The organism is Anaerovorax odorimutans (assembly GCF_024459955.1).
GTDB lineage: Bacteria > Bacillota > Clostridia > Peptostreptococcales > Anaerovoracaceae > Hominibacterium > Hominibacterium odorimutans_A.
Genome location: NZ_JANFXK010000005.1, coordinates 87,473 through 111,648 on the forward strand (window position 1 = coordinate 87,473; position 24,176 = coordinate 111,648).

The 24,176-nt window shown below is 47.8% G+C and carries 21 protein-coding genes; 3 read left to right on the forward strand and 18 right to left on the reverse strand.

The window, feature by feature from the left end:
• Positions 1 to 98 precede the first annotated feature (98 nt).
• The 15 genes from NE619_RS06065 to NE619_RS06135 all read right to left on the reverse strand — a co-directional run bounded on the left by NE619_RS06065 (position 99) and on the right by NE619_RS06135 (position 15,626).
• Positions 99 to 1,499, reverse strand: coding sequence for a sigma-54 interaction domain-containing protein (locus NE619_RS06065; protein WP_256131488.1), 1,401 nt, complete (start codon positions 1,497 to 1,499; stop codon positions 99 to 101).
• A 27-nt stretch (positions 1,500 to 1,526) separates the two neighbouring features.
• Positions 1,527 to 2,048, reverse strand: coding sequence for a nitroreductase family protein (locus NE619_RS06070; protein ID WP_256131489.1), 522 nt, complete (start codon positions 2,046 to 2,048; stop codon positions 1,527 to 1,529).
• A 411-nt stretch (positions 2,049 to 2,459) separates the two neighbouring features.
• A complete protein-coding gene (gene ppdK, locus NE619_RS06075; protein ID WP_256131490.1) occupies positions 2,460 to 5,090 on the reverse strand; it encodes a pyruvate, phosphate dikinase in 2,631 nt (876 codons plus the stop codon).
• 18 nt (positions 5,091 to 5,108) lie between these two features.
• Positions 5,109 to 6,512 carry a glycine--tRNA ligase gene (locus NE619_RS06080; RefSeq protein ID WP_256131491.1) on the reverse strand — a complete coding sequence of 468 codons (1,404 nt, stop codon included), beginning with the start codon at positions 6,510 to 6,512 and terminating at the stop codon, positions 5,109 to 5,111.
• Positions 6,513 to 6,551: 39 nt separating this feature from the next.
• A complete protein-coding gene (locus NE619_RS06085) occupies positions 6,552 to 7,262 on the reverse strand; it encodes a DUF4342 domain-containing protein (protein ID WP_256131492.1) in 711 nt (236 codons plus the stop codon).
• Positions 7,263 to 7,279: 17 nt separating this feature from the next.
• A complete protein-coding gene (recO, locus tag NE619_RS06090; protein ID WP_256131493.1) occupies positions 7,280 to 8,047 on the reverse strand; it encodes a DNA repair protein RecO in 768 nt (255 codons plus the stop codon).
• 141 nt (positions 8,048 to 8,188) lie between these two features.
• Entirely contained in the window at positions 8,189 to 9,238 is a 1,050-nt protein-coding gene (gene asrC / locus NE619_RS06095; protein ID WP_256131494.1) for a sulfite reductase subunit C, read from the reverse strand.
• 18 nt (positions 9,239 to 9,256) lie between these two features.
• Positions 9,257 to 10,048 carry an anaerobic sulfite reductase subunit AsrB gene (gene asrB / locus NE619_RS06100; protein WP_256131495.1) on the reverse strand — a complete coding sequence of 264 codons (792 nt, stop codon included), beginning with the start codon at positions 10,046 to 10,048 and terminating at the stop codon, positions 9,257 to 9,259.
• A gap of 2 nt (positions 10,049 to 10,050) precedes the next feature.
• The gene (asrA, locus tag NE619_RS06105) at positions 10,051 to 11,097 is read right to left on the reverse strand and encodes an anaerobic sulfite reductase subunit AsrA (protein WP_256131496.1); all 1,047 of its coding nucleotides are present in this window, start codon (positions 11,095 to 11,097) and stop codon (positions 10,051 to 10,053) included.
• Positions 11,098 to 11,513: 416 nt separating this feature from the next.
• A complete protein-coding gene (gene era / locus NE619_RS06110; RefSeq protein WP_256131497.1) occupies positions 11,514 to 12,410 on the reverse strand; it encodes a GTPase Era in 897 nt (298 codons plus the stop codon).
• Positions 12,407 to 12,793 (reverse strand): cytidine deaminase, encoded by a 387-nt coding sequence (gene cdd, locus NE619_RS06115; protein ID WP_256131498.1) that lies wholly within the window; start codon positions 12,791 to 12,793, stop codon positions 12,407 to 12,409. The genes era and cdd overlap by 4 nt, the downstream gene beginning before the upstream one ends.
• 5 nt (positions 12,794 to 12,798) lie before the next feature.
• Positions 12,799 to 13,251, reverse strand: coding sequence for an rRNA maturation RNase YbeY (gene ybeY / locus NE619_RS06120; protein WP_256131499.1), 453 nt, complete (start codon positions 13,249 to 13,251; stop codon positions 12,799 to 12,801).
• Positions 13,252 to 14,235 (reverse strand): PhoH family protein, encoded by a 984-nt coding sequence (locus NE619_RS06125; RefSeq protein WP_305146589.1) that lies wholly within the window; start codon positions 14,233 to 14,235, stop codon positions 13,252 to 13,254. It abuts the gene before it with no gap.
• Entirely contained in the window at positions 14,192 to 15,415 is a 1,224-nt protein-coding gene (locus NE619_RS06130) for a sporulation protein YqfD (RefSeq protein ID WP_256131500.1), read from the reverse strand. Before NE619_RS06130 ends, NE619_RS06125 begins: the two co-directional genes overlap by 44 nt.
• Positions 15,363 to 15,626 carry a YabP/YqfC family sporulation protein gene (locus NE619_RS06135; RefSeq protein WP_256131501.1) on the reverse strand — a complete coding sequence of 88 codons (264 nt, stop codon included), beginning with the start codon at positions 15,624 to 15,626 and terminating at the stop codon, positions 15,363 to 15,365. Before NE619_RS06135 ends, NE619_RS06130 begins: the two co-directional genes overlap by 53 nt.
• Positions 15,627 to 15,788: 162 nt before the next feature.
• On the opposite strand from NE619_RS06135, the gene NE619_RS06140 reads away from it, so the two are divergent.
• The gene (locus NE619_RS06140) at positions 15,789 to 16,574 is read left to right on the forward strand and encodes a histidinol-phosphatase HisJ family protein (protein ID WP_256131502.1); all 786 of its coding nucleotides are present in this window, start codon (positions 15,789 to 15,791) and stop codon (positions 16,572 to 16,574) included.
• Between the two features lie 111 nt (positions 16,575 to 16,685).
• Here NE619_RS06140 and NE619_RS06145 read toward each other — a convergent pair whose 3' ends face one another.
• Genes NE619_RS06145 through NE619_RS06155 form a run of 3 tightly spaced genes read right to left on the reverse strand, consistent with a single transcriptional unit; the run spans position 16,686 to position 20,214 of the window.
• Positions 16,686 to 17,768, reverse strand: coding sequence for a pyridoxal-phosphate-dependent aminotransferase family protein (locus tag NE619_RS06145; RefSeq protein ID WP_256131503.1), 1,083 nt, complete (start codon positions 17,766 to 17,768; stop codon positions 16,686 to 16,688).
• A gap of 47 nt (positions 17,769 to 17,815) precedes the next feature.
• Positions 17,816 to 19,312 (reverse strand): glycerol kinase GlpK, encoded by a 1,497-nt coding sequence (glpK, locus tag NE619_RS06150; RefSeq protein WP_256131504.1) that lies wholly within the window; start codon positions 19,310 to 19,312, stop codon positions 17,816 to 17,818.
• A 20-nt stretch (positions 19,313 to 19,332) separates the two neighbouring features.
• Entirely contained in the window at positions 19,333 to 20,214 is an 882-nt protein-coding gene (locus NE619_RS06155) for a helix-turn-helix domain-containing protein (protein WP_256131505.1), read from the reverse strand.
• Positions 20,215 to 20,533: 319 nt separating this feature from the next.
• Between NE619_RS06155 and NE619_RS06160 the strand changes: the two genes are divergently transcribed.
• Both NE619_RS06160 and NE619_RS06165 read left to right on the forward strand, forming a co-directional pair.
• Positions 20,534 to 22,015 carry an APC family permease gene (locus NE619_RS06160; protein WP_256131506.1) on the forward strand — a complete coding sequence of 494 codons (1,482 nt, stop codon included), beginning with the start codon at positions 20,534 to 20,536 and terminating at the stop codon, positions 22,013 to 22,015.
• A gap of 220 nt (positions 22,016 to 22,235) precedes the next feature.
• Entirely contained in the window at positions 22,236 to 24,161 is a 1,926-nt protein-coding gene (locus tag NE619_RS06165; protein WP_256131507.1) for a putative bifunctional diguanylate cyclase/phosphodiesterase, read from the forward strand.
• Positions 24,162 to 24,176 lie beyond the last annotated feature (15 nt).

Sequence of the window (24,176 nt, forward strand, 5' to 3'; positions counted from 1 at the left end):
CTAACTTATATATTATCATTGAAATTTCAATATTTTATGTCGTTTCTTATATCGTGCAAAAACGCACGGATATGCGTGCATTTTTGCACGATTCTCTACTATTCTTCTTTCAGCAGCTTTCCGTACCTCGCCATTTTTCTTCGGATCGTTGTGGCATCGACTCCCAGCTTTTGGGCAGCCTTTGGAATGGACCCTGCTTCCTGGACAGCCTGTTTTAAAAGATGAGCGTCATATTTTGCCAAAGCCGTTTTATAATCCTCGGCTGTCATCTTGTAAAAGGGAAAGTCGCCTGTTTTTCCCCTTGTCAGATGGGACGGCAGCGATTTGCTGTCTATGATATCATCCTGCGTGCTGACCAGAATACGTTCTATTACATTCTCCAGTTCCCGGATGTTTCCCGGCCATTCATATTCCAGCAGCGTGTCTTTCACTTCTTCCGTCAGATGCTTATGAAACCCGTAGTGTTCATTGAGCTTTTCCATCAGGCGCAGGATAAGGGGAAGAATATCTTCCTTTCGTTCCCGCAACGCCGGGATACGGATCGGCACTACGTTGAGCCGATAGTAAAGGTCCTCTCGAAATTCTTTGTCGCGCACTTTCTGCGCCAGATCCACATTGGTCGCCGCAATGATTCTCAAATCCAGCTTTTTTACAAGTTTTCCTCCTACGGGAACGATCTCTCTGTGCTGGATCGCCCGCATCAGCTTTGGCTGCATGGAAAGGGGCATCTCCCCGATTTCGTCCAAAAATACGGTTCCGCCGTTGGCCAGCTCAAGCAGCCCGGCCTTTCCCGTTCTCTCGGCTCCTGTAAAAGCGCCCTTCTCATAACCAAAGAGCTCGGACTCGAACAGGGATTCAGGAATACTGCTGCAATCGATCTTAATAAAGGGACCCTCTGCGCAAGCGCTGTTGTTGTGGATAAATTCAGCAAGGACGCCCTTACCCACGCCCGATTCTCCGGTAATGAGAACGGTCGAATCCACTTTCGCCACATTCAGGGCCAGCCTGATGATTTTTTGCATGGCAGGGCTTTTGGCAATGAGATCCGCTTGCTTTCCATGTTCCTTTTTCAGCAGTTCCAACTCCACCCGGTATTGTCTTGCCAGCTCTTCTTTGACCGAAAGTTCCCGTTTTAGTTCGTTGAGGGCTGTAATGTCCCTGGAATTGACTATGACCTTGTCGATGCTCCCGTCTTCTTTAAAGGTCGGTGTTCCCGTGGACAGCAGCTGACTGCCGTTCTTCGCAGTCTGTATGATAGTAGTGGGAGCCTTTGTTTCCAACACCTTCAGGGTGACGGATTCGGAGTAGACTCCGTTGGCCACCAGCTCCTTAATAGTTCTGTTCATGGCCTCTTCTTTGGAGATCCCTTCAATTCTGGTGCAGGCGCTGTTTATATACAAAGTGTTGCCATCGCTGTCCAAAATATGGATTCCGTCGTAGGAGGATTCAAAGGCGGTTTTCAGGATCTCCACCTCTTTGGCAATATCCAGTTTTTTCACGGCTTACCTCCCATCTGTCCCAGCGTCTTAGAATTTCCCGTAATGTACCTTCTCCCACAGCTTCTCATCCAGCACTACAGGCCCTCTTTCCTTCGCCGGCATGCCCAGGGAAAGAATCGCTTCCACTGCGTATTTTTCTCCTATATCAAACATTTCTTTAATAAACTGTTCTGTGGTTACGCCTGCCTTTTTGCTGTTTCGGTTCCGTACCTGTATCCAGCAGCTTCCCACCCCTTCGTCTGCCGCAGTCAGGTGCATATTGCTCATGGCGATGGAGCAATCCTCAATCCAGACGTCGTTGATCTGCGTATCTGCCATAACGATAACGGCCGCGGCCGCTCCTTTCAGCATGTCGGCTCCCATTTCCCGACAGTCTGCCAGCTCTCCCAGCAGCTTTCTGTCCTGAACCACCAGAAATTCCCACGGGTGCAGGTTCTTCGAAGTCGGCGACAGCAGGCCGGCTTTGAGTACGGTTTTCAGTTTTTCCTCAGGAATCGCTTCCTCTGTGTATTTGCGGATACTGCGCCGCTGTGTCAATTTGTCTATCATAATAAAATACCTCCTGTTGTTTGTTGAAACGATTATACAGGATTCTTTGCGGGTACACAACCTGTATTCCCAATATGCCGATTTGTTTCAACAGCGGGTTCATTTTCGCTTTGTTGTTGAGGTATTTCCAAGGGTTTGAGGTTTCTGATCCTGTTTGAAGCCGCATATTGATCGAAATTCTGTGCTCCCGTGCCTCGTATCCTTGAAAAAAGTTCAACAAGAACTCGGTTTTCTGCTGCGTGTTGATAAAAATAGCGATTTGCCTTTTTCTGCCAGGGGTGCATATTAAAACAGGTGTGTTATCTTTCGGATAACACACCTGCATAAATTCACAATGGCCATGGGCTAAAGCCCTGCGGCACCTGACGGGGGAAATTCCGCAATTTGCTCCGCAAATTGGGACAATTCCTCCTATTTTTCGGCTTTTACTGCTGCCTGGGCTGCGGCCAGTCTGGCGATTGGCACGCGGAACGGGGAGCAGGATACGTACTGGAGTCCGATGTTGTGGCAGAACTCGATGGATTTTGGATCTCCGCCGTGTTCGCCGCAGATTCCCAGCTTGATGTTCGGTCTTGTGGACTTACCCTTTTCAACTGCCATCTTAACCAGCTGTCCTACGCCGGTCTGGTCGATGGACTGGAACGGGTCATCGTCGAAAATGCCCTTGTCTCTGTATTCTTTGATGATCTGACCCGTATCGTCTCTGGAGAATCCGAAGGTCATCTGAGTCAGGTCGTTGGTTCCGAAGGAGAAGAATTCTGCTTCTTCCGCGATTTCATCAGCTGTCAGAGCTGCTCTTGGGATCTCGATCATGGTTCCGATCAGGTAATCGAATTTCACGCCTTCGCGCTCCATAACCTTTTCAACTGTTTTAACAACCGTTGCTTTTACGTCAGCCAGTTCTTTTTTCAGGCCTACCAGCGGAATCATGATTTCCGGAACAACATCCAGGCCCTGTTCTTTTCTCACTTCGATGGCTGCCATGATGATGGCTTCCGCCTGCATCTCAGCGATCTCAGGATAAGTAACGGCAAGACGGCATCCGCGGTGTCCCAGCATTGGGTTGAACTCGTGGAGTTCTTCTGTCTTCTTAGCCAGTTTTTCATATGGAACGTTGATCTGAGCGGACAGCTGTTTGATCTCCTCGTCCGTGTGAGGCAGGAATTCGTGGAGCGGCGGATCCAGCAGACGGATGGTTACCGGTCTGTCGCCCAGCGCTTCGTAGATTCCCTTGAAGTCGCTCTTCTGGAACGGCAGCAGGAAGGACAACGCTTCTCTTCTTTCTTCTTCGGAGTCAGCCAAAATCATTCTTCTTACGGCCGGAATTCTTTCTTCTTCAAAGAACATGTGCTCGGTTCTGCAAAGGCCAATACCTTCCGCGCCGAAATCAACCGCCTGTTTCGCGTCTCTCGGATTGTCGGCGTTGGTTCTGATTTTCAGGGTACGGATTTCGTCAGCCCACTGCATGATGGTTCCAAAGTCGCCGGACAGTTCAGGCGGAACAGTCTTAACCTGGCCCTTAATTACTTCGCCGGCCGTACCATCCAGGGATATGTAATCGCCTTCTTTAAATACTTCCGAGCCGATTGTCAGCGTCTTTGCTTCTTCATCCACTTTGATTTCAGCGCATCCGGAAACGCAGCATTTGCCCATACCTCTTGCTACTACCGCAGCATGAGAAGTCATACCGCCTCTGGCTGTGAGAATACCTTCCGCGGCAACCATGCCGGCCAGGTCTTCCGGAGAAGTTTCCAGTCTTACCAGAACAGCAGGGTTTCCGTTTTCTACGGCTGCCACTGCGTCAGCGGCATTGAAATAGATCTTACCTGTCGCGGCGCCCGGTGATGCCGGAAGTCCCTTGGTCAGTCTTTCAGCAGCGGCCAGTTCCGCATCGTCGAATTTCGGGTGGAGCAGCTGGTCGATCATCGCCGGTTCCAGTCTGGTAACGGCTGTCTTTTTGTCGATCAGACCTTCCTTTTCCATGTCAACGGCAATCTTTACGGCAGCAGCCGCTGTTCTCTTACCGTTTCTTGTCTGGAGCATAAAGAGTTTATTTCTTTCAACTGTGAATTCCATATCCTGCATGTCAGTATAGTGTTTTTCCAGCAGTTCGGAAATCCGTGTAAATTCTTTGTAAACCTCCGGGAACGCTTCCGCCATCTCTGCGATCGGCTGCGGCGTACGGATACCGGCTACTACGTCTTCGCCCTGTGCGTTTACCAGGAATTCGCCGAACAGCTTCTTTTCGCCATTGGCCGGATTTCTGGTGAAGGCAACACCTGTTCCGGATGTATCTCCCATATTGCCGAATACCATGGACTGTACGTTTACGGCAGTACCGATGCTGCCCGGGATATCATTGAGCTGTCTGTAAAGGATGGCTCTTTCATTGTTCCAGGAACGGAATACGGCCATAACCGCTTCCATCAGCTGATCCTTCGGATCCTGCGGGAAGTCTCTGCCCATTTCGGCTTTCACTAATTTTTTATATTCTACGATGATATCCTGCAAGTGTTCAGTGGTCAAATCCACGTCATACTCGCAGCCTTCTTTTTCTTTCTTGGAATCAAAGATGGCATCGAATTTTGTCTTAGGGATTTCCATAACCACATCGCCGAACATCTGGATGAATCTTCTGTAGCTGTCATAAGCAAATCTGGGATTTTCCGTCAGCTTTGCCAGACCTTCAACGGTATTATCGTTAAGCCCCAGGTTGAGGATCGTGTCCATCATACCAGGCATGGAAATTTTAGCGCCGGAACGTACAGATACCAGCAATGGATTTTCTACACTGCCGAACTGCTTTCCGGTCACATGCTCAAGATCGGAAAGTTTCTCAAAGATATCAGCCACGATGTCATCCGCGATCGTCTTATTTTCTTCATAGTAGCGGTTGCAGGCTTCGGTCGTAACCGTAAATCCAAATGGTACAGGAAGGCCAATTTTGGTCATTTCCGCAAGATTAGCACCTTTTCCGCCCAACAGGTCTTTCATATCCTTTGAGCCCTCATTAAATGAGTAAACAAACTTTTTCTTTTCCACTTTTTAAATCTCCCTTGCTTAAAAAATTAGTTTTTCTTCTATATAGCTTTTAACCTGATCTACAGGAATTCTAACTTGTTCCATCGTGTCTCTGTCCCGAATCGTCACGCAGCCATCCTCGGCCGTGTCGAAGTCCACGCAGATACAGAAAGGCGTACCGATCTCGTCTTCTCTTCTGTAGCGCTTGCCGATTGAACCGGAAGCATCATAATCCACCGTGAAATACTTGGCCAGTTCTTCATGAATCGGCTCTGCGATCGGCGCCAGCTTTTTCGCCAGCGGCAGCACTGCGGCCTTGAACGGCGCCAGGGCCGGATGGAAACGGAGCACAGTCCGTACATCTTCCTTCCCTTTGCTGTCCGTTAAAATTTCCTCGTCATAAGCGTCAACAAGGAAAGCCAGGGCCACACGGTCAGCTCCCAGCGACGGCTCGATGCAGTAAGGCACATATTTCTCGCCGGTCTCGGAATCCACGTAGTTCATTTCCTGTCCGGAATGTTCGATATGCTGTTTTAAGTCAAAATCGGTCCGGTCGGCAATGCCCCACAGCTCACCCCAGCCGAAGGGGAAGAGATACTCAATATCGGTTGTGGCGTTGCTGTAATGGGAAAGCTCTTCCTTATCATGATCCCGCAGGCGGATATTTTCTTCTTTCATGCCCAGATTCTTCAGGAAGTTGACGCAATAATCCTTCCAGTAGGAGAACCATTCCAGATCCGTTCCCGGAGCGCAGAAAAATTCCAGTTCCATCTGCTCGAACTCACGGGTTCTGAAAGTGAAATTGCCCGGAGTGATTTCATTTCTGAAGGATTTGCCGATCTGCGCGATGCCGAACGGTATCTTTTTTCTGGATGTTCTCTGTACGTTACGGAAATTTACGAATATACCCTGAGCTGTCTCAGGTCTTAAAAAGAGTTCCGATTTAGAATCCTCGGTCACGCCCTGGAATGTCTTGAACATCAGGTTGAACTGACGGATGCCGGTAAAATCCTGCTTTCCGCAATCCGGACATTTGATGCCCTTCTCCTTGATGAAATCTTCCAGTTTTTCATTGGACCATCCGTCCACGGTGATATCGGAGATACCTTCTTCTTTGAGATATTCTTCGATAAGCTGGTCTGCTCTGAACCTGGATTTACACGCCTTACAGTCGATCAAAGGATCGGCGAACCCACCCACATGGCCGGAAGCCACCCAGGTCTGCGGATTCATCAGAATCGCCGCGTCCAGGCCCACATTGTACTTGGATTCCTGCACAAACTTTTTCCACCAGGCCTTTTTAACGTTGTTTTTAAATTCAACGCCCAGGGGACCATAGTCCCATGTGTTGGCCAGGCCGCCGTAGATCTCGGAGCCCGGGTACACGAATCCCCTGTTCTTGGCCAAAGCAGTAATTTTGTCCATCGTCACTTCTTTACTCATTGCTGTTTACTACCTACCATTTCTATTTGTATTTTTCTTTTATCTATCGTCAACTTTGTCTTCGATATTCTCTTTCAGGTCCTCTGCCGCGTCTTTCATATCGTCTGCGAGGTCCTCCGCTTCATCTTTGATATCATCTACAACATCGCCCGCCTCATCAAAGCAGCTGGAAAAATCGATTTCTTCTTTTTCTTTCTTCACTTTGCTGATGGCGTCGGAAGCCTTGGCCTTGGCGTTCTGATAAATATCGGAGCTCTTTTCTTTTACGTCCTGATAAATATCCGAGCTTCTTTCCTTTACTTCATCAGCCACAACGCTGCCTTTTTCAACCACAGTCTCCATGGTATCGGAAACCGTATCGCTCACGTCAATAATTGTACCGTCGTCTTTTACGACTTCCACCGTGCATTTGAATCCAAACGCTGCGATCACGCCCAGAACAGCGCCCCACGGAGCAACTACCGTTCCAATGATCCCCAGATTCACCGGAATGTTGAGGATTACTTCGTCCTCTCTCTTCACAACAATCTTGGAAACGTTTCCCTTTTTAATCAGTTCTTTCAGGTTATCCAATACTGCAGTCCCCTGTCTGCTGAAAGATTTGCTCTCCTTGCTGTCGATCGTTTCTTCGATGCTGATGATCGCATCTACCACACTGCCGTCCGCAGCCTCCAGCGCCTCTTTCGCTTCCGCGTAGCTCACACCGGTTCTGTCCTTGACCAATTCAATTTTTTCTAATGTAATCTCCATATTAAACCTCCTGGTATTCAATACTCCGTTAAAAAGCTCTCGCTCTTTAAATCACCAATATCTAAATGATACGCTGCGTACCGCCGAATCATGGTCTGCAGCTTTTTTTGGACATTCTCCTCCAATGCGAGATTTTCAAAATTTTTCAGAGAATTGTCCGCAAAGTACTTCAATATATCTACTATACCAAAACTAACCGGATAAATCAATGTATCATTGCTACTAAGTTCAACGGAACCGCCGCATTTTTCACAGATGATGCCTCCGTCTTTTATGCTGAAATACCTGGGAGGATTTTGTGTGCCGCAGATTTCGCCGCAGCAGGCGCAGCGATCCAGGCGCGGCATAACGCCCATGATTTTCAGCGCTTTCACTTCATATCCCAGCACCAGGGTTCCATGGCTTTTCTGTCTGTTTTCCATGACGCTGAAAAAATCCAGGATCAGATTGAACAGAGCTTGAGAGGGCTGTTCCTCCACCAATAGCTTTTCGGTAAATTCCAGTATGTAGGAGCTGTTCATGTATTTGTCCACATCTTCACCGATCCGGTAGTAGCTCTTAAGCACTTCGGCCCCGTTGATATTGTAACTGTCCCTGTTTTTAAACAGCTCATATCTTCCATAAGTAAAAGGCCGCATGGCCAGAGCCGATTTGTTTCTCCCCTTTTCGCTGATGCTGGTCCCGGCGCTGATCTTGCCGTATTTCTTGGAGAACAGAAGGACCATACGGCGTCCGTAGGCTGCTTTTATCTGTTTCAGTATGATTCCTTCAGTATCGGTGATCATGGCGCGTCTCCTTTCTTCTGCTTTCTGTTTTTTAGTTTACCACATTCACGGAAAAGCAACAATAGTTACGATTATGCGAAAAGACCGGCCTTATGGTAAAAGGTCGGTCTTTGGTGAAACTATGAGATTTCAAAAGGTCCTTCATTTGGACGATTCTTCGGAAGGCCCCGCGTGTTTGTGCTGGGAAAGAGGCATGACGTGGATATTGCTCCGCTGTTCATTCTCCGCCCAATAGATATCATCGGCTACCTTTGCTTCCGGATTGAATTCCACACCTTCAAAGATATGCTTCGCGAATTCTTTATAGCCCACCCGGTCGATCAGGTGGCCGCCGTGAAGATATTCCGGCTTGTAATCCAGCGCCCATGCAGAGAATTTCTGCCAGTTAGCAAACATTCCCAGGACAACGTCTTCCGTTACCCAGTTGAGAAATAGCTTGCCGGAACGGGGAGTCTGCTTTCCGGTCCTGCCGCCCAGGGTCACGCGGTACAGCTTCTTCGGGTCTCTGGTCCAGCCGCCCGTAGGACAGATCAGTGAACATTCGCCGCAGCCTACGCAGCAGCAGGGATCTTTATCGATCTTTCCGTTTTCATTGAGAGTCAGAACTCCGGTAGCATGGGACTGACAGGCATCCACGCAGGAGCCGCAGCCAATGCAGCGGTCATAGTCGTAGACTTGTTTGTTGACTCCGATGACGCCAAAGTCATTGAAATTGGCTTTGGCACAATCGTTGGGGCATCCGGCCACCGATACCTTTATGTGGTAATGGGACGGAAATACCAGTTTCTCAATTTTTTTCGCCATTTCATAGGTATTGGCGTTGCCCTTGATGCAATGGGCATTGCCGATACAGGCCATTACATTGCGGGCTCCGATGGTAGGGTATCCGTACTCCGTGGCTTCCATATCGCATCCGCAGAGCTTCACATCGACTTCTTCAATATATTGCTTGATATAGCGGTTGACTTCCGGTATGTTTTCATATTTGACTCCCGGTATATCCAGAGTCTGACGGGTTCCCATATGGAAGGAACCGTTTCCCCAGCGTTCGCAGATTTCTGCGACAGCTTTTAAGTGTTTCGCATCGATCACAGCGCCGGGCACACGCATCTGCAGCATGAATTCCCCCGCCACCTTGGACTGACGGAAGCAGTTGGTGCGAACCTTCTTTACATCAATATCATGATTCATTTCCCTCTTCTCCTTCCTTTAATCCACCAGATACTTGGCCTGCGTATAGTTAAACGTCGGTCCGTCCAGGCATACATAAACTTCATCGATACGGCAGTGTCCGCACTTTCCTACGGCGCAGGACATCTTGCGTTCAAAGGACAGCCAGATTTTTTTATCCGGCACTGCGCATTTGCCGCATTCAATGCCTGTGAATTTCATCATTGGCGGCGGGCCCACGATAACGACTTCATAATCCCCGCCAAAGGAATCAAAGGGAATTTCCTTAACAAACTCCGTCACAAATCCTTTATGCCAGCCGTCGATCTTTTCGTTATCCAGAGCATATATCGTGGAGAAACAGTGTTTCCATTCTTCCAGTTCGCTGCGGAAGAGAATGCCCTCCTGATTTTTAAACCCACAGATCAGATGAACGCTTTTCACATAATCCGGTTCTTTTTCAAATTTATGCAGCATGCTTCTCACCGGCGCCAAGCCCGTACCACCGGTAATGATGACCATATGCTTCCCCTGAAACTGTTCCAGCGGCCAGCCGTTTCCGTAAGCTCCCCTGAGGAACAGCTCATCGCCCGGCCGTTTTGAAAAGATTTCATTGGTTACTTTCCCTACAGAGCGAATGGTGAAGTCCATCCATCCGTCGCCGAAATCGCTGACCGATATGGGGGCTTCGCCTACTTTGGGGATTGAAAGCTGCAGAAATTGACCGTGGTTGGGGCGGATATCGGTTTTTACCCGAAAGGTATATTCCTGCTTGCTCTCCTGTTTGACATCTAAAATTTCACAGGCTACAGGCTGAATGATGTTTTTCATGGCTATTTTCCTCCTTCCGCTTTCTGACTGGCTGTAATCTCATCGACCGCGGCAGCCATTTTGTCTACCGTGGCGGCGATGGAAATCAATTCCGGACATCTGCTGATGCATCTGCCGCAGCCTACGCACATATGGAAATCCCGGAAGCGAGCTTTATAGTCGTGGAATTTGTGCAGCACTTTATAGCGCATCCGTTCGCCTGCCGTATTGCGGAACACAATGCCTCCGGCCATATCGGTAAAGCCTTCAATCTGGCAGGATGCCGAAGTTCTCTTGCGCTCGCCGGCATTGGAGTTTTCCTGATAAACGATATCGCTGGTGGTAAAGCAGGTACAGGTGCTGCAGGCCAGCGTACAGGCGCCGCAGGAAACGCAGCGTTTGTCGAATTCATCCCACATCGGGTGCCGCTTTAATTCCGTCAGCACTTCTTTATTGGGGATCTCCGGCACGGTTACCTGTAATGGATTTTCCTCTACAAAGGATGGTGTGAACCGGGCGGAAGCACATTTCTGAAAGTAAGGCGCCAGCTCTTCATCCTTTATTTCCAGAAACATCGCTTCATCCTCCGCACGCACCGCCGCCGCGTAGTCGTCTGTCCGGTTGGTTCCCATGCTGACGCAGAAACAGGTGTCCCAGCCTTCCCCGCATTCCATCAGCACAATTTTTACTTTTTCGCTCATACGCTGGTAATAGGAATCGGCAAAATCTCCATTCTCAAGATAAATTTTCTCCTGATGATATTTTGCGTGAACATCACAGGGCCGCATAAAAATGAGAAGTTTCTTCTTCGTGGCCTTACTTTCCCGATACTCGTCTTCCGTGAAATAAAACAGGGTCTCTGTAATCGGTGTCAGAACTTCTTTCGCAGGGAAATCGGATTTCTCGTTAAATTCGATTTCATCTGCCCTATGTATTTTGTCGTAACGGATCATGTCGGTGTCCGAATATCTCCCCTTGCCGACAAATCTTTTGGGAGCCCAGATCTCGTACTCCTTCTGCAAAGAGTCAAAGATGCGGTCCGCCTCCCCAAAGCTTAGTTTATAGCCCATATTGAAGCCTCCTTTTGGAAATTTTCTGATGATTCATTCGTTTATTATATTCTCTACCTTATTCATCATTTTGTCTAATTATTAAAGTTTATCAGATCATAAGAATTATTTATGTATAATTCCGAAAATTCTAAAAATATTTTTCTCACACCTCCCTTCCGGGCTTTCCGACTTTCTTGCATATCTCCCATTGGAAAAGAAGGCATAAAAAGAGGAACCCCGTGTTTGAGATTCCTCTTAACTGTTTTTCTCCTGTCAGCACAAAACGCATGAGCTGATTCTGCCCATATGATGCGGCTATATGCTTTTCTTCAGAGATCCCCTGTCTAACTTCTTCTGATCCAGAATTTTAATCGCTTCAAACGCATCCCCTATGCTGTGCTTTTGCCCCAATATTTTTTACATTTTTTTTCATATCATTCTTTGTAGCCAAAATTTGAGAGGGCAAAATCGCTGTCCCGCCAGTTTTCCTTCACCTTAACCCACAATTCCAGGAACACCTTCGTTCCCAGCAGGGCTTCGATCTCCTCGCGGGCGCTTTTTCCCACGCCTTTCAGCTTTCTGCCTTCTTTGCCTATGATAATGCCCTTGTGGGATTTTTTCTCACAGTAAATGACCGCCCCGATTTTGGTGATCTTAGGAGTCTCTTTATAGCTTTCAATCTCAACGGCCACACCATGAGGGACTTCATCCTGCAAATAGAGCAGCAGCTTTTCACGGATAATCTCGCTGACAATGAACCGTTCCGGATGGTCTGTAACCATATCCTCCGGAAAATACATGGGACCGTCCTCCATAAACTTGGCCGCGGCTTCTATCACATTGCCGACATTTTTTCCCTCTGTCGCGGAGGTTCCGATAATTTCAGCAAAGACCCCCGTCTGTTCATATTCTTCATAAATCTGCCGGAAATCCTCCGGACCCAGTTGATCGATCTTATTGATTACCAGGATTTTGGGAGTCTCGATCTCCCTCAGCAGGTCGAGGATATACTTGTCCCCGGGTCCTGCGCTCAATTTATCATCAACGATCAGGATCACCGCATCCACCTCTTTAAAAGTTCCGATGGCGGACTCGGTCATAAAGTCTCCAAGCTTATTTTTCGGTTTGTGTATCCCCGGTGTATCGATGAAAATCATCTGCAGATCATCCGCGTCCTCCTGCCCGTAGCGGGTGTAAATGCCGCGGATGGTATTCCTGGTAGTCTGGGGCTTATTTGTAGTAATGGCGATCTTTTCTCCTAGTATGGCGTTGAGCAGGGTCGATTTTCCTACGTTGGGTCTGCCTACAATACTGATAAATCCTGATTTCATTCTTTCTCCAATCGAAAGCCCTCCGGCAGCAGACGGTTAAGCGGCTGCACCCTCAGGCTGTTTTCATCTTTTCCTGTAATAACATCTAATTCCGGGCAAAATTCATACATAAACTGCCTGCATATGCCGCAGGGAAGCGCTTCTCCGCCGCTGGAAGCAACTGCGATGGCCGAAAACTGCCGCGCTCCCTCGGATATGGCTTTGACAAAGGCGGTTCTCTCGGCGCAGATCGTCCCGCCGTAAGAAGAATTTTCCACGTTAACACCGGTAAACACCTGTCCGTCCGCAGTCAAAAGCGCCGCTCCCACCTGAAATTTGGAAAAAGGCACATAGGCGTTCTGCTTTGCTTTATCCGCGATTTTATATAGTTCTTCGTACTTCATAACCTTCACCTCTCCAGACTGATCTTTGACATAACCGCCTCTTCTTTGGCCCGCATTTCCTGCTTGTCCGCTTCCTCCATATGATCGTAACCCAAAAGGTGGCAGATGCTGTGGACAAACAGATAGACCAGTTCCCGTTCATTGGAATGGCCGAATTCATCGGCCTGAAGCAGCGCCTGCTGCGTACAGATGACAACGTCTCCCAGCGGGATCTCACCCTCAGCGGGAAGCTGATTCAGATCCTCGTATTGGGGAAAGGAAAGTACGTCCGTAACCTTGTCCACTCCCCGGTAAATACTGTTGAGCTCCTGGATCTCCTCGGGACTGACAAAGGTCAGGCTCACTTCCACCCGATCGGAAGGGATTCCTTCTGATTCCACACAGAAAACAGCACCCTCTTCCATTTTGGAAAGAAGCCTTTCTCCGGGCATCCTTTCCTGGTCGCATATAATATTCATTTACTCCTCCTCCGTCTCAGGATGGGCCTGATAATATTTATCGTAAGCGCCGATAATCTTCTTGACCAGCTCATGCCTTACGACATCCACATCTTTCAAATAGCAGAAATCGATTCCCCGAACATGCTTTAGAATTTTGGAGGCTTCTACCAATCCCGATTTCTTTCCTCTGGGCAGGTCCACCTGGGTCACGTCTCCGGTCACCACGATCTTGGAGCCGAATCCCATTCTGGTGAGAAACATTTTCATCTGCTCCTTTGTGGTATTCTGCGCTTCGTCCAGAATAATAAAGGAATTATCCAGTGTCCGCCCTCTCATATAAGCCAGCGGCACCACCTCAATGGCTTCCTTTTCTTTCAGGCGAAGAGCGCTTTCCCTCCCCAAAACATCGTAAAGAGCATCATAAAGGGGCCGGAGGTAGGGATCTACTTTCTCCTGCATATCCCCCGGCAGAAAGCCCAGCCGTTCTCCTGCTTCCACAGCCGGACGGGTGAGAATAATCTTCTGCACTTCCTTGTTTTTAAAAGCATGAACAGCCATAGCCACTGCGATATAGGTCTTTCCCGTTCCCGCGGGCCCGATCCCGAATACGATATCCCTTTTTCGGATACTCTCAACATATTTTTTCTGTCCCAGAGTCTTGGGTTTGAGCGGTTTTCCACGGTGGGTAAAGCAGATAATGTCTTTGTCTATGTTGCTCTCCTCATAGGACAGCCCCTCATCTTTTAAAGCAATCACATAATTTATCTTCTGCTCATCCAGAGCCTCGCCTTTTTTGATGATCTCAGTCAATTCCTTAATGACCGCTTCCGCCCGGTCCACGTCCTGTCCTCTCAGAATCAGCTCATTGTCTCTCTGCATGATATCCACTTCCAGATTTTCCTTCAGGATTCGAATATTGGCGTCCAGATTGCCAAAGAGCTCACTGCGGTCGATCTCCTCACTGATCGTTATCTTTTTTAACTTTTCCGTCTTGTTTATCAACTACGATCTCCTCTTCTGTTCCTATTTGCTGTAGGGTTTCCAAAGTCACACCTATTGTTATTATATTTTTTTCCCGGGAAAAATTCAAACTTTTATTGAGAATTTGTGCTTTTTGCGGTAAATTTTCTTTTGCGTACTGACGAATGGCCGCATTTACCGTCTTTTTCAGCTCTTCATCCTTAACTTCCTTCTGACTCAGCGTCACCTGTTCAACAGTCACGGCGTCGATCTTGATGCGGAAGGGTTTCACCAGGTTAATCAGATTCTTTGTTTTGACACGGCAGACTTCATAGGGGTTGATTGCTTTTGCCAGATTATGGCCGTTGAAGGAAAGTCCCCATATCTTCTTTCCTGTCCCGGTTTTCATTCTTTTATACCTCTCCGCGTAAAAATTCAAACGCTGCGGTATTTTTGCTTCCACAGTACCCTCTGCGTGGACGTAGGTCTCTGTCTCATTTTCCGAGTCCGTTCCATAGGCCACATTCCTGAGCGGCACGGTTCCTGTGATGAGGATATCCCCCTTTTTCACAAAGGCCCCGTCCTTTACGGCACGCACCCCTTCTATGGGAATAATTTTGCTGATATACCCGTCCTTGTCGGCCACAATATTACACGGTTTTTTATCCTCCACCTTGGTCTTTACCGGCTTTGCGCCTTCTGCCACAGTCACCCTGGCCAGATTGCCGGTAAAGTCGATGCCCACCCAGGAGATTTCATCGTATTTCTCGTACATCTTTATCTTTATTTTATTCACATCGATGTCTTTTTTACATCCTTCGTAGAGCCCCGCTTCCGCCAGAGTCTGGCGCAGCTGCGGCTCATCAATTTTCTCGTATCCGTCGATCTGGATTTCTACGATAAACAAGCTCTGGTAATAAAAGAACGCCAGAAAAAGAAGCACTCCGACGATGGTGACTTTCCGTTTCCACAGGCCCTGCAGGGCATATCCGTATCCGCCGTCGGAAATCACTGTGATCTTATAAGTGCTCTTGGCCATCTTTTTCAGCCTTTTAAAATCCCGGCTGCTTACCGACAGAGTAAGTTCCAGATCACTGACAAAGGTCACTCCCCGCAGCTGAATACGGTTCTTTATGCACTTGTCAATCAGCTTATCCAGCTGAAACCCTTCAATCTTTATTTTTTTGTAGTGTTCCGTAAAACTGGAGTTGTTCCAAGTCACCTGTAATCAGCATCCTTTCGTCTTTCAGTTCTTTTATAGTCAGATCTTTTCCTACCACTGAGGTAAATCGCTGTCCGTTGTGGACGATAATCTGATCCCTGGACAGCAGTACCAGCTTTTTTACATTGTCCAAAATAACCGTATTGCCGCTTACCAGCACCCTGGGCATATTGATCGCGAAATCAAACAGCAGTTCATCCTTAATGGCCATATTCCCTCCTTATCGTTCCTTCTATTCTATTAGCGGAATCCCGAAAATATGTTGCCGGATCGAAGCAAGTTTTCGTGTATTTACCGCAGGTCCTATTGAAAAGCGCCGGCTTTTGTGGCAGAATCATTGAGTAAGCGAAATGAAGAAAGGACTGAGGCAAACATGTACGATTATCACACACATACCGCATTTTCCGATGACTGCGATGTTCCAATGGAGGAAATGCTCCGGGGAGCAGTAAAACGAGGCATCCGGGAACTGGCGATCACAGACCATTACGACCCCGGATACGAGGATCCTGAGTTTCCTTTCACCCTTGATTTTGATGCGTATTACAAGGCTCTCTGGGATGCGGAAAAGAAGTATCAGGGACAGCTGACCATTATTAAAGGGATGGAAATCGGCATCATGGACAGTCAGTTTGACGAATGCCGCCGGGCGGTCAACGACTTCCCCTATGATTTTATTATCGGTTCCTTTCACTGTCTGGGTAAGGACGACCTTTACCGGTATGACTTTTCCAAGGTGGACGGGCCGTCCAAGCTGGAAGAATTCTATACCTATGTCAATAAATGCTTTACAGAATATAAGGATTACGATATCGCTGGCCATCTGACCATCATAGACCGATATATCGGCAAAATCTACGATTACAGGCCGTATATGGATATCATCGAAGATACGCTCAAAACTATTATTTATGACGGAAAAGGATTGGAAATCAATACCTCCAGTTTTAAATACGGTACCGGCATCTGGCTGCCGCGGGAGGAGGTACTGAAACTCTACAAAGACCTGGGAGGCGAGATCCTGACTTTCGGCTCGGACTCCCATGATCCTCAGCATTTTATGGATCACTTTGAGGAAGCCCATGCGCTGGCAACGAACCTGGGTTTTAAATATCAGTGTACGTTCAAAAAGAGAAAACCTGTATTTCACAAGTTGTAGGAGAACCGTTATCAAATTGATTATTAAAATAACACGCAAAAAGCGGACCCTCTTTAAAGAGCAGTGTCCGCTTTTCGCTTATCATTTTTATGGTATCACATGTTTGAAGGCTTATTTAATGCAGTCTGCGAGGACCTTTAAGAACTTCTCGCAGTCTTTCGGGTAGATCTCTCCCATATTGGCAACCTGGAACATACCCATTTCCACGTATTTTCCTTTGCCGCTGTATACCACATACCCTTTGTCTTCCATGTCTTTCAGGAACTGGTCCAGATTCTTTCCTTCCGGCAGGAATACCGAAGTTACGGTATTGGCCATGTGCTCGGAAAGCAGCAGTTTTAGGCCCATATCCTCCATGCCTTTTCTGAGGATTCCCGCGCACTCGGCGTATCTTGCTACCTGATGCTCCACACCTTCTTCCAGAATGTTGGTCAGCGCCTGATTGAGCGCCCAGAACAGGTTTACGTTGGGAGTATTGGGAGTCTGGTTTTTCGCCACTGCGCTCTGATAATGCTTGGCCAGATTCAGGTATACGTTCTTACCCATTTCCGGTGTCAGAGTCTCAAATGCCTCTTTCTTACCGCAGATATAAGCGGATCCGGGGAATGCTCCCAGGCACTTTCCGCCTACGGAAGTGGCGAACGTGATGTTAAAGTCCACGATGTCAATATTCTCACCTGCTGCTGCCGATACGCAGTCAACAAAGTACCATTTGTCGTATTTCTTACAGAGCTGTCCCACTTCTTTCACCGGGTTAATCATACCGGTTGAAGTTTCGTGGCATACCATAGCTACGACCTTTACCTTTGGATTTGCCTTAATCAGTTCTTCGATCTTGGAAACATCCGGGTAGTCGCCCCATTCAAAGGAAGCATCCACGTAAGGGATCTGATATTTTTCAATGATCTCCTGTAGTCTTTCACCGAACACGCCGTTTCTAACCAGCAGAATTTCTTCACCTTCATTAAAAATGGAGGAAAGCACCGTTTCATTGGAAGAAGTGCCTGATCCGGAAACAATTACGGACTGATAAGAATCATCGGCCTTAAACAGACGGTTGATCTTTTTTACCGTATCCGCGAACAGCTCTTCGAATTCCGCTCCTCTGTGGCAGATATCATAGTGCATCATGGCTTCGCGTACATTGTCCTTTACCATAATCGGTCCCGGACTGAATAACATTGGTTTGCTCATTTTTAAATTCTCCTTTCAGAATCCTCGAATCACTTTTTATCTATTTTCTAATCTTCAACCCAGTTTTTTGCCCGTTCAACGGCCTTGTGCCAGTTATAGAGCAGGGTTTCACGTTCATCCACGCTCATCTTCGGTTCATAGCGTTTGCTCAGCTTCCAGTTGTCGGCAAGGTCGCTCATGGAACGGAAATCACCGATTCCCAGGGCCGCCAGATAAGCCGCTCCCAAAGGTGTAGTATCATTGATGGCCGGCACGTCCACCGGTATTCCCAGAATATCGGCCTGGAACTGCATGAGGAATTTATTCACTACCGCCCCGCCGTCCACACGCATGATCTGAATCGGAATGCTGGCGTCCATATTCATGACATCCAGATTATCTTTTACCTGATAAGCCGTAGCCTCTAAAGTCGCACGTACGATCTGTTCTCTGGTGGTTCCGCCGGTGATACCGATAATCGTGCCCCTGGCATAGGAATCCCAATGAGGCGCGGCAAGACCCGCAAAGGCCGGCACAAAATAAACGCCGCCGTTGGATTTGGCATCGTAGGCCATCTGTTCCGTCTCCTTGGCATCCTTGATGATCTTGATTCCGTCCCGCAGCCATTGGGTCGCTGCTCCCGTGATGTAAATGCCTCCATCCAGAGCAAAGGTCATCTTCTTATCGATGCTCCAGGCTACGGTGGTCAAAAGTCCGTTCTTGGAATAGATCGGCTTATCACCTGTATTCATCAGCATGAAGCAGCCGGTTCCGTAAGTACATTTGATTGCTCCCGGAGAATAACACGCCTGACCGAACAGCGCCGCCTGCTGGTCTACGATGGAACCGGAAATAGGAATCGATGCTCCGAAAAAATCCAGGGGATCCGTATTGCCGTATACCATTGAGCTGTCACAGATCGTCGGCAGAATGTTTTTATCGATCTCAAAGATATCGAGGATATCCTGATCCCACTTACCCGTATGAATGTTCATCAACATTGTACGGGAGGCCGTGGAAGCATCGGTGATGTGGACCCTTCCGTGGGTCATCTTCCAGATCACCCAGGAATCCAGAGTTCCTGCGAGAATTTTCCCTGCCTTGATCTTATCCTTGACGCCCTCTACGTTATCTATGATCCATTTGATCTTAGTGGCGCTGAAATAAGCATCGATCATCAGCCCTGTCTTCTCCCGGATCTGCACGCCATATTCCTCCGTGAGGCTGTCGGCATACCTGGCGGTCCGTCTGTCCTGCCAGACAATGGCATTGTAAACGGGAACGCCCGTATCTTTGTCCCATAGCATAACCGTTTCGCCCTGATTGTCGATACCGATGCAGGCAATCTCCTCCGGTTTTGCCCCCGCAATGTCCAAAGCCATACTGATGGAGCCCAGAACACCGTCCCAGATCTCCATGGGATCATGTTCGACCCATCCGGGATTTGGATAGTGCTGATGGTGCTCTTTATATCCTCTGGCCACCAGATTCCACTTTTCATCCAGCAAAAGGGTCGTCGTCCCTGTCGTACCCTGGTCCATCCCCAGGTAATACTTCTTCGTCATTGTTTTCCAACCTTTCTCTGTTAATTTATATATAAATATGGATCGATTTTATTGTAGTCCAGGCAGGAGAATCCCAGTTTTCTCAGTGTTCCCGATGAACAGTGGAGAAACCGCTTATAGCACCGGTTCATGTGAGCGTGGTCAAAGAAACCGCTGTCAAGAGCCAAATTAATAAGAGGCTCATGGTTGGAACTGTCAGCCAGCTTCTGCAGCGAGTTCTGCAGGCGCATGATCTCGCAGTATATCTTCGGGGAAACACCTACATATTTCTCAAAGACTTTACCCAGATACCGTTCACTGTATCCCGTTTCCGTTCCCAGCTGACTGACTTTGATATTTCCATGTTTTTCGTAGATACGGTCCGTACAGTAACGAATCAGGTAACTGGAATCATCTTCCTTCATTCTGACCCGGATCAGCTTGGAAAGGAGCATGGCCTTCTCCGGCACCGGCAGATCCTTGCAGGCCGCGGAAACGATCTGCCCCCCGTTCTTTATGTAATCCTTAATATCGTACACCTTATTGGTGAGGCTGCTGGCGTTGTCTTTCAATATTGAGGCCGTTGCGCTCGGCTGGAATTTAAGCACGATCAGCAGCTCTCCCGGTTTCAGTTCGATTTTCTTGATCTCATCGATCACTCCGCATATCTTGCCCTTCATCTCCTCTTCCATGCCGTAAAAAGCCATGGAAATACAACCGTCGGGGACCACGGGCAGCGTAATATTGTGAAGGCCGCCGCACTTCACGGCAAAGATATCCGAAACAGATGTGTAGAGGGGATGCCCGAAATTGACATCAATCCGGAAAGACTGACAGTTTTCGCTGCTCACCTTAAACGGTTTATAGTCGGAACGTCTTTCGGCAGAAGCCAAATGCTGCTTGTCGCTGATAATAAATGACATATTTTTTCCCCTTTCTATCCATTTTAGTAAAAATCAGAACAACGTTTTTTACATTTTTATCATAACACCTTCAATTATTTTGGTCAACTTCCGATTTGTGCTAGTGTTAAACCTTAAGAAAAAATTAAAATAGAGGAGGTAAAACAAAGCGTTACATTCGTTGAGGAAGGTTTTCGTTGGAAGTATGAAATAGTAGTGTGAGGTTACTGTTTTACTTCGATGTGCTTTTTCCGGATGTATTTTTTTGATTTTCCATTCGAAAATTGTCATCATTACAGACAAATTTATATCTTTTTCACACTTTTAGGAGGTTATTTTTATGGACGAGAAAAAAGGACTGGTCCGGGAACTCGGACTGCCTGAGTGCGTCACCATCACCGCCGGCGCTGTTATCGGCGTAGGCCTGTTTACCGTAGGTTCCTCACAGGTAGGCGCGATGGGCAGCTCAGTTATCATCGCATCCGTTATCGCTTTCTTAATGGTATTGTGGCCTGCCGCCATCTACGGCGAACTGGGAGCTACTCTTCCTCTGTCAGGCGGTACCTATTCCTTTGCTAAAAGAGCTATCAACTGGCCGGTAGCCATCTTCTGCAGCTGGCATTACACCATCGCGCAGATCGGTATCGCCGGCGGTGAAGCACTGGCCTTCGCCAGCTACTTTACATATCTTCTCAATGCTCTGGGAGCAGGATTTGTCATCGACTCCAGAATTCTGGGTTCGGCTCTGATGATCCTCTTTACCATCATTAACTACAGAGGAATCAAATTCTCCGGAAGATGGCAGAATGGATTCATGTTCTTCTTCTGGGCCGCTTCCTTCGTATGGATGATCATGGTAATGAAGCATCTGGATTTCGCCAACTTCGCGCCGATTTTCTCCGGCATCCCGACGGAATTCACTGCACTGGCTAAATGTATCGTAATGGTATGGTGGTGCTTCGCAGGATTCGAAACCTGCGTAGGCATGGGCGCGGAAGTTAAATTCCCGCAGATCACTCTGCCGAGAGCGCTGACTCTGTCACCATTCATCGTATTTGCCGTAAACGCGTTATTCCAGTTCTTCCTGGTTGGCCTGACTCCTCTGGCAGGACAGCACCTCCTGGAAACTGCTGACGCGCCTTTCGTAGAGGGTATGACACAGGCCGGAATCGTTGGATTCCCATTCATCCTGCTGTGCCTGGGCATCACCTTCGGTGGGGACTTCAGCTCCATGGTACCATGTACCGCCGGCGCTGCCAGATATATGTACATCATGGCTGTTGACGGATGTTTCCCGAAAGTATTCGCAAAGGTTCATCCGAAATACAGAAGCCCTTACGTTTCCGTAATCGTTGTAGGAGTAGTTGGAATCCTGCTGATCTCAACAGGTTCCATTGTAATCATCTCCGCAATGTGCGCATTTTCACAGATGCTGTGCTATATTATCGGATATCTGTCCTACCTGCTGTTATACAAAAAAGAACCCGAGCTTCACAGACCCTGGCATGCTCCTGCCGGTAAATTCGGCGCCGTTGTGAGCATCATTCTCTATGCGGCTCTGTCCATCCTGGCAATCGACTGGACTGCCATCTGGTGGAACATTGGACTGTCTGTAATATGTATCCTTTACATCCTGATTTTCGTAAGGAACAGACCGATTCCGGAAGAAGCCATCGACGAAGAACTGCTGGCTCTCAAGACTAAAGATCCTTCTCCGGAAGAAAAGGCCAAACTGGATGCTCAGTACAAGAGATGGAGAATCACTGCTTACATCTTCTTCGCAGTTGCGGTAGTGCTGTTCATTTTCGGTTCCACACTGTAAAAAGCACAAACTTTATAAACCACTATATAACGACTTAAATACAAAAGAGGCCTTTCCCCATCAGGAAACAGGTCTCTTTTGTATTTTTCTTAAACTTTATTCTATTTCTTGTTTACCGACCGAATATATATTACAATATAAAAGTCCACAGTTGTGTCTATACATTTTGCTTTATATTTAGTACTAGTCCCTCTAATAAACAGAACCGAGGTTTGAATCAATGACAATATGGTCACAAGCAGCTGAATTTCTGGCTCTTATATTGATTATAGTAATAAGTCTGTATTTCTTTGACAGAAAACACACCCGCTCACCGCGAAGGACATTGTTCTGGATATGTTTGGGCCTTTCCGCTTTTGAGATTATCCTCAACGCGGCATGCGTGCTGACGATCCGATATTATGCCCTTGTGCCTCAATGGCTCAATGTGCTGCTCAACAGCCTGTATTTTCTCGTCACCGTATGGACCTGTTCTATCCTTGCTCTGTACATATTCAATCTGTTGCTGGAGCATGTCTACGAAAAACATTGCCTTATCAGGGCCGTAGCCGGTTTAGTGATACTCAACGCGCTCTTTCTGATCCTTGTCATCATTAATTTCAGGACCGGCGTGCTCTTCTGGTTCGACGCAGACGGCGGATATCACCGCGGTCTGTTCAACAACGCCGGCTATGCCGTTATGCTGGCCGAAGTCTGCATGGTAATTATGTGTTACGTTCGCAATCGCTCCAGTGTCAGCAAAAACGTCTTTCAGGTCATTCGCACCCTTCCCCCTATCGTTCTGGGGCTGGCTGCTTTTCAGCTGATCTATCCTCAGATCCTGCTCAATGGGGTCAGCTTTGCTTTTGTGGACCTGGTCCTGTTCATCAACTTTCAAAATTATCAGGTGGGTACGGATAGCCTCACCCGCATTGGAAACCGAAGAAATTTTTATCAGGAACTGTCTCTTCGGATCGCCGGCAAACAAAAATTTCAGATTATTTCCATCTCCCTGAAACACTTTGTCGTTGTAAACCAGAGATTCGGCTATCAAATAGGAGATGACTTTCTCTATACAATCGCTTCCTGGCTGGAGAAATTCGATCAGGACAGCCGTGCTTTCCGTTTTGGAAACGTTTCTTTTGCGCTGGTGTCGCCGTTCCTGTCGGAAGAAAAGGCAGCGGCCAATTTGAAGAAGGTACGGGATCGATTCGAAGAAGGCTGGAGCGTGGGAGATATCCGCTTTGATATCATGGCCTGTTTCAGTGAAATCATCCGCAGGGATCAGAATTGGCAGCCGGATCAGGTGATCGAATATCTGGAATTTATGAATGCCATGGCCAAGCAGGAGGATATAGCAAGCCTTCGCTTTACCAAAGAAATCGAACAAAAAATTGAACGAAAAAAAATTCTCACCGAACTGCTGAAACTATCTATAAAAAAGGATCGTTTTCAAATCTGGTATCAGCCGGTCATTGACTGTACCTCCGGAAAGTACCTTTACGCAGAGGCGTTGCTTCGTCTCAGCGATTGCAGCGGGGTCCCTGTTTCACCGAACGAATTTATACCCTTAGCCGAAGAAACGGGACTGATCGATGAAATGAGCTGGATTGTCCTGGAAAAGGTCTGCCGTCTCCTGGGCGAAACACCTTCCCTGGATGTGAATTCCATTTCCATCAATCTTTCCATGCAGCAGTTCCTTGATCCCCATATTGCCCAGAGAATCGCAGACTGCCTGAAACGGCACCATGTTCCTCCGGAGAAGCTGAAAATTGAAATCACAGAACGAGTAATTGCCTATGACCTGCCCTATATCAGTTCTGTCATGGCACGCATTCGGGAAGCGGGCATTGGCTTTTATCTGGACGACTTCGGCGTAGGCTACTCCAACTTTTCCAGCATCATGCGCCTTCCTTTTGAGTGCGTCAAGCTGGATCGAAGCCTGTTCAGCGAACTACTGGTCAGCGAAAAGGACCGGACGATCGTTCAGACCATGATCGAGCTGGCCCACAGCGTAGGTTTTCAGGTGGTATCCGAAGGAATTGAGACGCAGGAACAGGCGGAACTCTTATCTCGCCTGGGTACGGATCGTATTCAGGGTTACTATTTTGCCCGCCCGATGCCGGAAAAAGAATTTCTTGCATTTAAGACAGAAAACGACCATTGACGCTTGTAGTCATTG